14 protein-coding genes are annotated in these 13,963 nt (G+C 57.0%); 4 read left to right on the top strand and 10 right to left on the bottom strand.

Annotation, left to right across the window (positions count from 1 at the left end):
- Positions 1 to 2: 2 nt before the first annotated feature.
- The 8 genes from ACID345_RS08090 to ACID345_RS08055 all read right to left on the bottom strand — a co-directional run bounded on the left by ACID345_RS08090 (position 3) and on the right by ACID345_RS08055 (position 7,722).
- On the bottom strand, positions 3 to 1,214 hold the full coding sequence (locus ACID345_RS08090; protein WP_011522379.1) for a type II secretion system F family protein: 1,212 nt from the start codon (positions 1,212 to 1,214) through the stop codon (positions 3 to 5).
- 77 nt (positions 1,215 to 1,291) lie between these two features.
- Positions 1,292 to 1,951 carry an outer membrane lipoprotein chaperone LolA gene (lolA, locus tag ACID345_RS08085; protein ID WP_011522378.1) on the bottom strand — a complete coding sequence of 220 codons (660 nt, stop codon included), beginning with the start codon at positions 1,949 to 1,951 and terminating at the stop codon, positions 1,292 to 1,294.
- A 13-nt stretch (positions 1,952 to 1,964) separates the two neighbouring features.
- Positions 1,965 to 2,975 (bottom strand): hypothetical protein, encoded by a 1,011-nt coding sequence (locus ACID345_RS08080; RefSeq protein ID WP_011522377.1) that lies wholly within the window; start codon positions 2,973 to 2,975, stop codon positions 1,965 to 1,967.
- A complete protein-coding gene (locus ACID345_RS08075; protein ID WP_011522376.1) occupies positions 2,975 to 3,751 on the bottom strand; it encodes an ABC transporter permease in 777 nt (258 codons plus the stop codon). Before ACID345_RS08075 ends, ACID345_RS08080 begins: the two co-directional genes overlap by 1 nt.
- The gene (locus tag ACID345_RS08070; RefSeq protein WP_011522375.1) at positions 3,748 to 4,677 is read right to left on the bottom strand and encodes an ABC transporter ATP-binding protein; all 930 of its coding nucleotides are present in this window, start codon (positions 4,675 to 4,677) and stop codon (positions 3,748 to 3,750) included. The genes ACID345_RS08075 and ACID345_RS08070 overlap by 4 nt, the downstream gene beginning before the upstream one ends.
- A gap of 171 nt (positions 4,678 to 4,848) precedes the next feature.
- Positions 4,849 to 5,337 (bottom strand): prepilin-type N-terminal cleavage/methylation domain-containing protein, encoded by a 489-nt coding sequence (locus ACID345_RS08065; RefSeq protein WP_011522374.1) that lies wholly within the window; start codon positions 5,335 to 5,337, stop codon positions 4,849 to 4,851.
- A gap of 219 nt (positions 5,338 to 5,556) precedes the next feature.
- Complete coding sequence (locus tag ACID345_RS08060) at positions 5,557 to 6,045, bottom strand: prepilin-type N-terminal cleavage/methylation domain-containing protein (protein ID WP_011522373.1); 489 nt, start codon at positions 6,043 to 6,045, stop codon at positions 5,557 to 5,559.
- Positions 6,046 to 6,444: 399 nt separating this feature from the next.
- The gene (locus ACID345_RS08055) at positions 6,445 to 7,722 is read right to left on the bottom strand and encodes a M16 family metallopeptidase (protein WP_011522372.1); all 1,278 of its coding nucleotides are present in this window, start codon (positions 7,720 to 7,722) and stop codon (positions 6,445 to 6,447) included.
- A 166-nt stretch (positions 7,723 to 7,888) separates the two neighbouring features.
- Here ACID345_RS08055 and rlmN point away from each other — a divergent pair, with 166 nt between their 5' ends.
- The 3 genes from rlmN to ACID345_RS08040 all read left to right on the top strand — a co-directional run bounded on the left by rlmN (position 7,889) and on the right by ACID345_RS08040 (position 12,341).
- Positions 7,889 to 8,989, top strand: coding sequence for a 23S rRNA (adenine(2503)-C(2))-methyltransferase RlmN (rlmN, locus tag ACID345_RS08050; protein ID WP_083763691.1), 1,101 nt, complete (start codon positions 7,889 to 7,891; stop codon positions 8,987 to 8,989).
- Between the two features lie 72 nt (positions 8,990 to 9,061).
- On the top strand, positions 9,062 to 11,278 hold the full coding sequence (locus tag ACID345_RS08045; RefSeq protein ID WP_011522370.1) for a tetratricopeptide repeat protein: 2,217 nt from the start codon (positions 9,062 to 9,064) through the stop codon (positions 11,276 to 11,278).
- A 103-nt stretch (positions 11,279 to 11,381) separates the two neighbouring features.
- Positions 11,382 to 12,341 carry a polysaccharide deacetylase family protein gene (locus tag ACID345_RS08040; protein WP_041855542.1) on the top strand — a complete coding sequence of 320 codons (960 nt, stop codon included), beginning with the start codon at positions 11,382 to 11,384 and terminating at the stop codon, positions 12,339 to 12,341.
- Here ACID345_RS08040 and ACID345_RS08035 read toward each other — a convergent pair.
- Positions 12,338 to 13,024, bottom strand: coding sequence for a uracil-DNA glycosylase (locus ACID345_RS08035; protein WP_011522368.1), 687 nt, complete (start codon positions 13,022 to 13,024; stop codon positions 12,338 to 12,340). The two genes, ACID345_RS08040 and ACID345_RS08035, sit on opposite strands and share 4 nt — an antisense overlap.
- Positions 13,024 to 13,338, bottom strand: coding sequence for an antibiotic biosynthesis monooxygenase family protein (locus ACID345_RS08030; protein ID WP_011522367.1), 315 nt, complete (start codon positions 13,336 to 13,338; stop codon positions 13,024 to 13,026). Before ACID345_RS08030 ends, ACID345_RS08035 begins: the two co-directional genes overlap by 1 nt.
- 44 nt (positions 13,339 to 13,382) lie before the next feature.
- Between ACID345_RS08030 and ACID345_RS08025 the strand changes: the two genes are divergently transcribed.
- Positions 13,383 to 13,889, top strand: a complete 507-nt coding sequence (locus ACID345_RS08025; protein ID WP_011522366.1) for a protein-tyrosine phosphatase family protein — start codon at positions 13,383 to 13,385, stop codon at positions 13,887 to 13,889.
- Positions 13,890 to 13,963 lie beyond the last annotated feature (74 nt).

Below are 13,963 nucleotides of genomic sequence, written 5' to 3'. Positions count from 1 at the left end.
CTCTAGTGTCCCGCAGCCCCGCCCATTCCGATGCTGAAAATCGGCAGATAGAGTGCTATCAGGATGAACCCCACGACCATGCCCATGATGATCAGGATTACCGGCTCCACCAGCGACATCGCCGCCGCCAGCGCGTTCTGCACGTCTTCTTCGTAGAACTCCGCCACCGACACCAGCATTTGCGGCAACGCGCCCGTGGACTCGCCCACTTCAATCATCTCTACCGACAAATCCGGAAACGCTGCCGTCGCTTCCAGGCTCCGGGCCAGCGATCTGCCCTCACGCACGCTCTTGCTCGCCGTACGAATCCCCCGGGCCAAAGTTTTGCTTCCAATCGAAGCCGCCGCCGTCTCTAACGACGGCACTAACGGCAGGCCGCCGCCGAGCAACGTGGACAACATGCGCGAGAATGTCGACACCTGCGACTTCAGCCAAATCTGTCCGAAAATCGGTAGCGACATCATGAACCGGTCCCACATCAGCGAACCGGACTCGGTTTTCTTCCAACGAAAAAAAACGATCGCCAACACAATTGCGCCGACCAGGACGAACGGTGCCCAAGTCTGCGCGTTATTACCAAACGCCAGAACGAACTTCGTGATCGCCGGCAAGTCCGAACCTAAATCCTGGAATAACAATGCGAATCGAGGAACCACCCACGTAATCAGCATGGAGAACAGCACCACCACGCCGCAGACGAGAATGGATGGATAGATCAGCGATGCAATCAGCTTCTTACGGAATGAAAGCAGTAGACGCTGGAACGCAATGTAACGGCCAACTACTTCTTCGAGGTTGCCGCTCTTCTCGCCGGCGAGCAGAGTCGTCGTATAGATCTTCGGGAAAATTCCCTGCGCCTCGAACGCCTCCGACAACAACGAGCCGCCCTTCAGCCGATCCCGAACGTCTTCAAGAACCTTTTGAAAGTACTGGTTCTTCTGCCGGCGCATCAGGAGTTCCATCGACTGCACAATCGGCAGTCCGGCGCGAACTAATGTCAGGAATTGCTGGTTGAAGATTAGGAACTGTTGCGCGCTCACCTTGCGGCGGAACGGCAGGCGGATGCCAACGGCTGTACCCCTCGCCTTGACCGAGTACACCAGGTATCCGGCCTGCGAAAAGCGGTCCCGGATCTCGGCCTCGGAGTGTGCGCTCTCGGTTTTTTCCTGGATGCGGCCGCGTTCGTCGGCCAGCTTTACGACGTATTCCGCCATGTTTTTCCGGGGTTAAGCTGCTCTGTTCAGTCTACCACCTTGAGCCGCAAGCCTTTGCTGCTGAATCTCTTGCACTGTTAAGGCGCAGTCAATTCACTGCCTTGCAGTATCTCCACTCCCGCCGGCGGCTTGAATTCGAAACTACTGTCCGCCAGTGAGGGATTGTCCTGTTCCTGGCTGAACGTGAACTCCGTTGTCGAGCCGTCGAGTTCGCTCACCACGATGCGCGCAATACGATGCTCCGGAGTGATCTCGAGAAGCACCTGGCTCACGCGGTCCGCCATTGATACAGGAATGCCGCGCAAAACCGTATTGCCCGCCACCGCTGGTTTGACGTCCGGCGCCAGCGAAAGTCCCGTGAATTCCTTTTCCAGCTTGGTATGTCCGAGTAAGTAGCGTAGCGGCGATCGCAGATCGTCCAATTTTTTGACCTGCGCCTGGCGGACTTGCTTCTCGCCGGGCACGTAAAACCAGGCCAATTTGCCGTCAGAAACGAACAGCTTTTCGCGTGGACTTTGGTACTCCCAGCGCATTTTCCCCGGCTTCTTCAACGACAGTGTGCCAGTCTCTTCTCGTTCCATCCCGTTGCCGGAGTAGCGCTCGGAGAACTGCGCACTCATGGAGCGGAGGTCGTTGTAGCGGTGGTCCACGCCCTCGGCCAGTTTCTTAATATCAGTCTGTGCGAATGCCAACGATGCCAAGAGCAGGAATACAAGGCTTTTGAAGAGAGATTTCAATGGGCTTCCTGAGCTATTGCTGATTATTTGGACGCGATGCGGAGCCCGAGGATTTCTCTTCCGCTTCTTTTTTCCGCTTCTCTTCCTCAAGCCGCTTACCGCGCTCCTGCATTGCGTAGATGTCGAAGATGTAGTTCACTTCCTGCCCGTGCGGCAACCCTTGGGTGATGAATGGAAGGGCTTTGGGATCCTTGACCACAACCCGGCCGTAAGAATCGATCTCATACGGCCTGCCCGTAGGGTCGACCGGAACTCGATTGAATATACCGGCATCGACCAGTTCTCGCATGCTGGACGCACTGTGTCCGGAACGCTCTTTGAACATATCCACATATTTCTGGATCTGGATCACAACCTCATCGGAATCCACACACATCAACCGCTTTATTGCATTCGCGCGGATATCCTGATCTTTCGTATCGTTCAGAATCTCCGTCCACAGTGTGCGGGCAGTCGCAAGATCGTTCGCCCCAGTGGCCATGGAAGCTGCCATAGTACGCATCCACGGCTGAGCTCCGGGAACCTTCGAGCCCGCTTCAAATGCATCAGCCGCCGATTTAGGATCCTTTTTCTCCAGCCAGTAGATGAATCCCAGGTCGTAATACAGGCGCCAATATTCAGGATTGTTTTCAATCCCTTTCTTCACCAGCGCGATGGCTGCATCGGGAGAACCAGCGCCCTGTGGCGGCTTCTGCGAAAGGAAGAACGCCCCGAACTGATAAGCCACCACGAGATGTGGATCGAGCGTCGTCGTGATATCCAGAAGTCCCGGCAGCAGCTTATAGGCCTGCGCCTCTTCCAGGTGCTTCCGGCCGAAGTACTGCACTACGCGCGTCCAATAGATGTCGGCCATCAAACCGTCGTAGCCAAGGCTGATTGCTTTCACCGTGTTCGCCGAGGGTAGATACAACACCTCCTGCACCGCGATCTGGTCGGTCATCTTGTCGAGTTGCCGCGAAGAAGCAACCGTGCCCGCCATTCCAGCGAGCAGGATGAGCGCAGCGACAATCCCGGTGCGATTCATTACTTCATGTTCCTTCGCTCGAAGATCATCACAGCACCTGCCACAACCAAAGCCGAATAACAGACCGCATATCCAGTGTTGAGGACAACGAGCCGTGCAGGAATGGCTTGTTCATGGGCTACCAGCGAAATGACATTGAAAGTGGCGAGGTTCGGAACCAGGTAGGCAGCCGCAGTGACGGCAAACTTGGTAAAACCATGCGTCGAAGCGGCAAATCCACGCAGGTCATTACCAAAGGTTCCGGCTACAAACAGAGCGAACGAGAAGATGGCCGAGAAAATCGGAGTCGAGAACGACGAGAACAGAATCGCCACGGCGGTGACGATCACAAACTCCAGCAGCAGAAAATAGAGCGCCACCAGTAAATAGGAATCCGAATGCACAAACTTGTGCTGCTCAATTAGCAAGGCGATGAAAAATCCGACCGCCATCAGCCCTGCATTTACGGTTAGCGTGCCCACCAATCCCGTGAACTTCCCGACAATGAACTCCCAGCGTCGGACCGGCCTGGTCAACACGGTGTAGAGGGTCTTCTTCTCCATCTCTTTCGAGACGAGACCAATGCCAATGAAAACCGCGATTACGACGCCGAAGATCGAGATTGCCGTCAGACTCAGGTTGACCAAAACGATCTTGCCAACGCCAATCGAAATCTGGCCGAAGACCAATGACGATCCCGTCAAAATCAGCGCGAACACGATGAGGTTGTAGAGTACGCGGTCCCGTACCGCCTCACGATAGGTGTTAAACGCAATCGCGCAGAGACGGTTGATCATTGCTCCGCCCCCGGCGCATTCAGCCTTTCGAAGAAATAGTCCTCCAAGGTCTCACGGACCGACGTCACCGAAATTAAACGCCCCTTCGCTTGCCGGATACAATCGATCGCCGTGTACACCTCAGCATCCGGCACCACCGCTCGCCAGAACTCGGCGGAACGATGAAAGCTTTTGGCACGCTTCTTCAGTTCAGCAATCTCTCCCGCCGATTCCCACAGGATCTCGCTTTCGCCGGTGCCACGAGACTTCAGTTCGGCAATCGATCCGACACCCTTTAGCTCACCCTTATTGACCACAGCAACCCGGTCGCAAAGTGTCTCAGCGTCAGAGAGGATGTGGGTCGAAAAGAAGATGGTCTTCCCTTCTTCCTTCAGTTCCTGAATGAGGTCGCGCACCTCGCGCCGGCCCATCGGATCGAGCCCCGACATCGGTTCGTCCAGGAACACAATACGTGGATCGTGCACGATCGCCTGCGCGATGCTCACTCGCTGAAGCATACCCTTTGAAAACTTGCGGAGTTGCAGCTTCTTGATATCGCGCAACCCCACTCGCTCGAGCACACCCTCCACTTTCTTCGATTGCTCTTTCGCCGGAACTCCGGTCAGTTGAGCGTAATACTTCAGCAGTTCGTGGGCTGTTAGGTGATCGTAGAAGTACGGCTGCTCCGGTGAGTAGCCAATCTGGCGTTTTAAGTTTGGGTCGTCAACAGGCAGGCCGAGAATTCGCGCCTCGCCCGACGTCGGGTAGATCAAGCTCATGAGCAGCTTGAGGGTGGTCGTCTTTCCCGCGCCGTTTGGGCCAAGAAAACCGAACACTTCGTGTTCTGGAACCGAAAGGCTGAGAGGCCAAAGGGCCCGACGAGTCGCCCTTCGCCAGAAACCAGTCTGGTAGATCTTTTCGAGAGCTACGGTCTCAATCGCAAACATGCGAGCTTCGTTGGGAAAAAACGCTGACGTCGCTGATTATACAAAAGTGCTTTGTGCAGAGGAGAGTACGAAGGTCATTCGCGAACACGCAATGAGAAGCACAGTCAAACCTCGCGCAGAAAAGGAAAGGAGCCGCAGTTTGCGGCTCCTTTTCGATGAAACCCTTTCTTACTACTGCAACGGGTTGTCGGTCGAGGTCGCCGAACCGCTCTGGTTGTAGCGGATCACGCCCGTGTGGTCGGTGTAGAAACCACGCTGACCGCTGGAGCCAACCGTTACTGGGCTGGCCTTCAGAGTGAAAGTCGTCTGCGGAGTCGCAGCCGTGCCGCTCAGAGCAAACGTATAACCGCTCTTGGTGCCGGCGCCGAGCACGTTGTCAATCAGGCAAGCCTGGGTCGAAGTCGCGCCGGTCCCGCCAGTGGCGCACGTGCCGGTCGGACCACCCAGGTTGGCGAGGGTAAGCGTGAAGCCCACGTCAGGATATGCGGTCGAATATGTAACTTCCGCCGTGTTGATGGTGCGAACCGAGCCCACCGCCGATGCTTCATTGGCAGCCATGCGGGAACGCAGCAAGTTCGGAATTGCGATCGCGGCAATGATCAGGATGATCGCCACGACGATCAGCAACTCGATTAGTGAAAAACCTTTTTGTCTTTTCATGAAATGCTCCCCTCTTGCAGTTTCTCGATTCGCAATCCGCCCGCGAAGCCGAGGGGAGTGTTTCACGAGCAATGCTTAAGTTTCTTTGCAGCTCAAGCCCGGATCGAAGCGTGGTACCTCCGTTGTTCGATCGGAAAGGGGCAAGGAAACTCAGCCGCGCTTATCGAGAAGAAAAAAGGAGCCGCAGTTTGCGGCTCCTCTTCGATGAAACCCTTTGTACTACTGCAACGGGTTGTCGGTCGAGGTCGCCGAACCGCTCTGGTTGTAGCGGATGACGCCCGTCTGATCGGTGTAGAAACCACGCTGACCGCTGGAGCCAACCGTTACCGGAGTGGCCTTCAGGGTGAAAGTCGTCTGCGGAGTCGCAGCCGTGCCGCTCAGAGCAAACGTGTAGCCGCTCTTGGTGCCGGCGCCGAGCACGTTGTCAATCAAGCAAGCCTGGGTCGAGGTCGCGCCGGAGCCGCCAGTGGCGCACGTGCCGGTCGGGCCACCCAGGTTGGCCAGGGTGAGCGTGAAGCCCACGTCAGGATACGCGGACGAATATGTAACTTCCGCCGTGTTGATGGTGCGGACCGAGCCGACAGCCGATGCTTCGTTGGCAGCCATGCGGGAACGCAGCAAGTTCGGAATTGCGATCGCGGCAATGATCAGGATGATCGCGACAACGATCAACAACTCAATCAGCGAGAAACCCTTCTGTTTACGCATTTGTTTTCTTTCCCTCTCCCATTTGAGGTTTGGTTGTGATTTTTGAATCCATATCCGGTTCAAACCGGATGTCCCTGAAACTTTCGGGAGCTACTCTGGCCCCCTCACCATCTGGTCCGTACAGCCGTCGTCCCGATGTTGCTGTCTATGGTGCAACTCGGATTCCAAGCCGCGGACTTTCACATTACGAAGGTAATTGAAACCCAACTCCATTCGTCTCATGGCCTTACCAAGCCTTGAACGAACTTTAGGGAAGTTGAGCGACGTTTGCGGTGGAACAAGATTGTCTGTATTGACAAAATCTGTCAACCGAAAATTGCAAAAAATGTCAGCCGAGAGGCGACTTAGGGAAAGATAACACTAGCAATCTTCGGGGTTTACCTTAGTAAATTCCAACTCCTAACACGCCAGTTGGTCGCGCGAGATCTTCACCCCGTTCATATTTCCAAGGACCGTTACCGCGATATCCTCCGCCCGGAAGATCTCGTTGGCCATCTCGCAGACCTCTTCCCGCGTCACCACTTCGATCTTCGCGATGATCTCGTCCATGGTGTGGAAGTGGTCGTAATACATCTCCTGCCGTGCCAGGTTCGACATCCGCGCCGTGGAGGACTCCAGCCCCAACATCAGGCTGCCCTTCAGCTGGGCTTTGGCGCGCTGCAACTCCTCAACGCTCACCATCTCGCGCTTGAAGTTGCCGAACTCCTTCACCACCTGCGTCACGACTTTCGGCGCTGACTCGCGCGATGTTCCCGCATATACCGCCAGCGATCCCGAATCCTGGAACGGATTCAGTTCACTGAAGATCGAGTACACCAACCCTTGCTTCTCACGAATGTCCTGGAACAACCGCGAGCTCATCCCGCCGCCGAGCAGCGTATTCAAGATGTAGCAGACATAACGCCTCTTGTCCGAAATCGAATACGCCGGCACTCCCAGGCAGATCTGCACCTGTTCCAGCGATTTCTTATTTCGCATAATGATGCGCGCGTGCGTCTTCGGTGGCTCCTGGTGGAATCCATTGAGGCTCGGCTTTAAGTGCTCAAACCGCCGCCGCACTTCGTCCACGAACGACTTGTGGTTGATATTTCCCGCTGCCGCAACAATCAAGTTCCCCGGCGCGAACTTGCGCCCGTAATTCCCCAACACGATGTCGCGGTCGAAGCCCTTCACCGTCTCTTTCGTTCCAAGAATCGGCTTTCCCAGCGGATGGTCCTTATAGAAGTTCTGCGTGAATATCTCGTGGACGAGATAATCCGGATTGTCCTCATCCATCTTGATCTCTTCCTGGATCACGCCCTTCTCGCGATCAATCTCTGCGCCATCGAAGACCGGATTCAGCACCATGTCCGACAACACGTCCATCGCCACCGGCACATGCTCATCTAGGATCTTCACGTTGAAGCAGACCATCTCTTTGCCCGTGAAGGCGTCCATATTGCCACCGATGGAATCCACTTCCCGGGCAATCGCCTCCGCATTGCGCGTGGTCGTACCCTTGAACACCATGTGTTCGATAAAATGCGAGATGCCGTTAACTTGCGGGTCTTCGTGCCGCGACCCATTTTTCACCCAGATGCCGATCGAGACCGAGCGGATGTGGTCCATCTCTTCGGTCAACACCGTAAGGCCGTTCGGAAGCACTTCTTTCCGAACGTTGCGGAGCGCGCTCGCCATTGGGTTCTCCAATTGAATTTGTGTCGCCAAGAAACTTCTACCCCAGACTCTCTTCCAGCTTTATACCTGACATAAGACGTCAGGAATCCCACGTCGGTTCACCTTAGAGGTGCACCTTTTTGGGCCGTCCTTTAAAATCTAACACTGCAGACACTGGATTAGATGAGTGGCGGAAACTAACAAATTCGAACTTTTAGGCCTTTCTTTACAAGAGCTTAGCGCCCTTATGGAGCGTCTTGGCCAGCCCGCCTACCGCTCCCGGCAGCTTTGGCAAGGCCTTTACCGCGACCGAATCGCTTCACTCGACCAGTTCACCACCCTCCCCATCCCCCTCCGCGAGGAGCTCAAATCCTCAGGTTGGGCCATCGCTTTTCCCTTCGTCCAGAAGCGTTTCACCTCCACCGACGGCACCGTACGTTACTTATTGCAGTTCTCCGACGGCCAATCCGTCGAGACCGTCTGGATGCCCGAGGGCGACGGTGGCGAGCAAGGCGACGGCTCCGAAGACGGCCCCTCCTACGACCGAGCCACCATCTGCGTCTCCAGCCAGGTCGGCTGCGCCGTTGATTGCCAGTTCTGCATGACCGCCTTGCTCGGCCTTCTCCGTAATCTTTCCGCCGGAGAAATCGTTGGCCAAATCCTCGCCGTGCTCAAAGATGAGAACGTGGATGTCGAGAAAAGCCGCATCAATCTCGTCTTCATGGGCCAGGGCGAGCCCTTCCTGAACTTCGACAACTTCGTGAAGGCTGTCACGCTTCTTGCTGAAGCCGTTGGGATTCCCGAATCCCGCATGACCGTCTCGACCTCCGGTATCGTCCCGCGCATCGTCGATTTCGGTCAGCTCGCGATCCGTCCCAAACTAGCAATCTCGCTCAACGCCTCCAACGACGAATCCCGCCGCGAACTCATGCCGATCACCAAGAAGTGGACGCTCGAAAAGCTGATGTCCGCGGCGCGCGAGTTCCCTCTCCGCAACCGCGAGCGCATGACCTTCGAGTACGTTCTCCTGGGTGGCGTCAACGACAGCGAGCAGAATGCCCGCGAAGTGGTTCAACTGCTGCGCGGCCTCCGCGCCAAGGTAAATCTCATCGCCTGGAACCCCGGCCCCGAGATCCCCTTCTCCACGCCCGATCCCCAGCACGTGGAAGCCTTTCAACAGATCCTCATCGACGCCGGCATCCCCACATTCATCCGCAAGCCGCGTGGACGAGACATCTTCGCCGCCTGCGGACAGTTGAAGCGCACGGAACTCGTCACTCTCAGCTAAGTCTCACCTGCAACGCTCCTCCCCTCCCAAGCATCTCCTTAATACCGCTCTACCGAGCGGCTGGATCAACTTGTGCCCACTCGTTCGGCCCTGATCGTAGCTCTGCTCGCCCTCAGCCTTTCTCTCGGCTGCACCGCTAACAAGCAATTCCAGCGCGCCTCTGCACTTCAAAAAGCGGGCAAGACGCAGGAAGCCCTCGATATCTACGAGAACCTCGTAGTCCGGACGCGCAGCCATAAGGCGCAATCGCAATTGTTCGTCCGAATCGGCGAGTGCGAATGGACGCTTGAGCAGCAGGGTCCATCCCTCAATGCTTTCTTAAAGGCCGCGGAACTCGATCCCGCAAACAGTTCTGCGCATCTCCATCTCGCACAACTCTTCCTCGCCGCTGGGGCTCCTGACAAAGCGCTCATCTTCGCCCAAATCGTCCTGTCGCATAATCCCAACGATCTTGATGCCATGGCTGCTGAAGCCAGTGCCTACGCCTTCCAGGGCAACATCCCCGCCGCGACGAAACGCTTTCAGGATGTTCTCGACCGTGATCCCGCCCGAGAAGATGCTGCGGTAACGCTCTCGCAGATTTATTCCGCCAGTGGCCGCATCGATCAAGCACGCCACGTGCTCGAAACTGCCGCTGCGAAGGCCCCCAAAAGTTCCGTCATCCAACTCGCACTCGCGCACTTCGAAGAAGAGCAGGGTCGACTCCCTGCCGCCGAAGCCGCCTATCGCAAAGCCGTGACGCTTCAGGATGACGGCCCCACGAATCTTAAGCTTGCCCAATTCCTCGAACGCAGCGCCCGTGTCCCGGAAGCCGAAACCGTGCTTCGTCGAGTGGATGGGCTCACTCCCGCGAAGCCCTATGCCCTCGCCGATTTCCAGTTGATTTCAGGACGCGACGGTGCCGCTTCGCAGCAGTACTTAAAGCTTCTCCTGAATCGGGATAACAAGCGCGACGGGAACACCGCCACTCCGATCGCCGCCCGCGCGATCGAAGCCAAACTCGCCGTTGCCAACGGTCAGAGTGGCAGCAAGCGCACCCAGTCGCTTCTGGAAGCCAAGAGTGCCCTCGGCATCCATCGCGCAGAATTTGGCGAAGAAACCACGGCAGTCCTGGCTGCTGAAATCGCTCTGGCTGAGGGTGATTCAGCCACCGCAGCCGCCCTTGCGCGATCGGTGGTTGACGAGCACGCCGACAACAACTCCGCCCACTACGTTCTCGGTCTCGCACTCTCCCGTATGGGAAAGAACGCAGAAGCCCGCGCCGAGTGGCAAACCATCCTCGACAATGACACGACCTCAGTGCCGGCCCGGCTCTCTCTCGCACAGCTTTCGCTCTCGGAAGGCAATATCGCCGATGCCGAGCAGATGGTTGTTCCCGTCGTTCGTCAGGAACCGGCAAACCTCGGTGCTCTGGAATTGTTCGGCCGAGTGTTGATCGCCGAGAAAGATTTCGGTGCCGCGAACAGCATTGCCGTGCGTTATCAGCAAATCGACAAGACAAGTCCTGTAGCGCACCTTCTTAAAGGCGACGCCGCTCTCGCCCAGCACCACCTCGCCTATGCGCTGATTGAATATGAGCAAGCTGTTCTGCTCGATCCGAACTCAACCGCCGCTCAGGAAGGGCTCGTTCGCGTCTATCGCTCCGGAACCATCACCAAGCCAATGCTGCAGCGCATGGAGATGAGCGCAGCCGCCCCTCCGAAATCCGCATCACTCATGGAACTCGCCGGTCGGCTCTACTCAGAACATCATTGGAACGATGACGCTGCCCGCTGTTTCCGCGCCGCTTTAGCTATGGAGCCCCAACGCAGCAGCTCCGCCGTGGAACTCGCCAAGCTCCAGGCGCAGGATGGTAGTTCGACGGATGCAGCGAGCGCCGCCGCGGCCATCAGCGCATCGAATTCACTGCTCATTCGCGGACTCGGTGCCCAGGATCGCAGCGACCTGAATGCAGCTATTCGCAACTACGAAGCCGCCCTGAGCAAAGGCGAGAATACCGGTGTCGCCGCCAACAACCTCGCGTGGCTTTATGCCGAGCAAGGCAGCAATCTCGACCGCGCCCTGGAACTCGCCCAGCGTGCGCGCGAGGCAAATCCCGTGGATCCGGCAGTCACCGACACTCTCGGTTTCGTGCTGCTGAAACGCCGCGAGTACTCCATGGCCCTGATGGCCTTGAAAGAAGCAGATCAGTTGATGCGCGTCCAAAAGAACTCCGACGTCCAACTCGCGCAAGCAATCCGGCAGCACATCCTGGAAGCATCGCGCCAGTCGGGAGCAACCACACCCTGAACTCAGGCTCCCCGCCGTATCAAGATGGAAAAGCCGCTCCAAGTATCGGAGTGCGATTCTGCGCCGCGCGTGTAAAATCCGTTCGGTCGCAGAAATGGCCCTAATGCAAATCGGAAAAGCGCTCCTTCGTCTCCTCGCATCTTCCCTATTACTTTCCTGCTCTTTGCTCGCCCAACAGCGCGAAGTCGCCATCACCATCGACGATCTTCCCGCCGCCAATCCGCGCCTCAGCGGCAAGCAGATGAACGAACTCACGTCGAAGCTACTCGCCACACTCAAGCAGGAGCAGGTTCCCGCGATTGGCTTCGTGAACGAGCAAAAACTCTACGTCAAAGGTGAGGTCGACGATCGCATCGGCGCTCTGCGCCAGTGGGTCGACAACGGTTTCGAGCTCGGCAATCACACCTTCAGCCACATGTCGCTCGACACCAACACCCTGCAAGCCTGGGAAGAGAACGTCGTGCGCGGCGAGACCGTCACCTCCATGCTTCTTGCTGAAAAGAAGATGAAGATCCGCTACCTGCGTCATCCATACTTGATCGTCGGCCGCGATCTCGATACCCGCCGCCAAGCCGAGAATTTCCTCGCGCAGCGTGGATACAAAATCGCTCCCGTCACCATGGACGCCTGGGACTGGATGTACTCCGGCGCCTACGATGCCGCCCGCGAACAAGGCGATACCGCCATGCAGCGCAAGCTAGTGGATTCCTATCTTGAGTACACCAACCAGGTCTTCGATTACTACGAGAAGTTCTCCAAACAATTCCTCGGCTATGAACCCAAGCAGGTCCTGCTTCTCCACTGCAACTGGCTCGAAGCCGAACACATCAACGAACTCATCGCCACCCTCCGCAAGCGCGGCTACAAATTCGTAACCCTCGACGAAGCCCTCACCGACTCCGCCTACAGTCTCCCCAACACGTGGGTTGGCGACGACGGCCAAACTTGGATCGACCAGTGGGCCATCACCCAGGGCAAAATCCCCACTGGCCAACCAGAATTCCCAAGGTGGGTAGAGGACATCTCCGAGAAGTACCGCAAGTCCGGCGCGCAGCCCTACTAGCCGCGCGCGATTTTTGCAGCGCGACGAAACACCTGCTCGAACATCTCAGGCGTCAGTTTGCCCGTCGCCGTGTTCTGGTTGGAAGGATGATAGGAGCCGAGCAGCACGATACCGTTCGGCATCTTGTACTCCGCCAGATGCCCGAACCCATATTCCGCTTTGCGGAACGAAAATCCTGCCCGCTGTAGATGCGCAAGGTACGCATCAAACCCAATCTTTCCCAGCGCAACGACAACTTTCACTGCGTCCAGCGCAGCAATTTCGCGATCGAGATACGGTGCACAGTTCGCGATCTCCTGCGGCAGCGGCTTGTTGTCCGGCGGAGCGCACCGCACCGCGGCAGTGATGTAACAATCCAGCAGCTTCAATCCATCTTCGCGATTCACCGCCGTTGGCTGCGACGCAAAGCCCGTCTTGTGAAGGATGGGGTACATAAAATCGCCGCTCTTGTCGCCCGTAAACGGCCTTCCCGTTCGATTCGACCCATGCGCGCCCGGCGCCAATCCCAAGATCAGAACCCGCGCCTTCTCGTCACCAAATCCCGCTACCGGCTTCGCCCAATATTCCTGTTCACGATAGGCCTTCCGCTTCTCAACCCCGATCTGCTCGCGATACTCCACCAGCCGCGGACAAAGCCGGCAGCCAATCACCTCGTGATTCAGCACGCTCAGCGCCGATCGCATCAGCGCTCTTCCCCGCCAACTTCTTGAAACCCGCCGATCTTCATCTCGTATTCCGTCAGCGCCTCGCACAGCTCATCGAGCCTCTTATATTCAGCAGCAAACTCTTCCTTCAATCGCTCGAACGCCTCTGCACTCTTCCACACATCTTCAGTCACATATCGTCCCGCGACTTGCGGATCCCGCAATAATGTCGTCCCACGAAATTCCTGCGACTTCGCGAAAAGCGCGGCCCATTCGCCCGCGGCGCTATACACGCGCTCAAATTCCGCGCGTCGTTCCGGAGCAACTCGAAATTCCCACAAGATGTGCCACATCGTCGCGTCTCGAAAATCAGTATATTGGTTGAAGTAACCCAATTATGTTGTCTCCACTCTTTGCAATCGAAGGTCCCTGGTCCGGTGTTCTCGCCATCGCTCCTGCACCACCACCCGAACCACGCCTCGTAAGAGCCCTCGAACGTTGGCAGAAGATTGGCATCACAACGATCCTCTCGCTCCTCACCCCCGGCGAACGTCCCGGCTGGGACAACGAAGGCGAAATCTGCAACGAACTCGACATTAACTTCTATTCCCTTCCCATTCGCGACCACTCCGTCCCCAGGCCCGACGAAATGCAAAAAGTCGTAGACGTTCTCACCAAAGTCGAAGCCCGCCTCAAAGCCGGCGAACGCGTCGTCGCCCACTGTTTCGCCGGAATCGGGCGCTCCGGCATAGCCACCGTCGGTTTGCTCATGATTGCCGGCATCCCCATGGAAGACGCGATTGACCGAGTCAGTTTGGCCCGCGGCCTCAATTGTCCAGAGACCGAAGAGCAGCTCGAGTGGCTCGCCTCGTTTGACCGCTATCGCCGCCTCTCATACACTTAAAGGTTGCGGTTCTGCGACCGGGCTTTCTGTTCAGAATCCCGTCCTTTCGTCGCTTTTATCTGCACTCACACTTA

Source organism: Candidatus Koribacter versatilis Ellin345 (assembly GCF_000014005.1).
GTDB lineage: Bacteria > Acidobacteriota > Terriglobia > Terriglobales > Acidobacteriaceae > Korobacter > Korobacter versatilis_A.
Note: the sequence above shows the minus strand (reverse complement) of the source record. Positions and strands in the feature narration are given on the sequence as shown.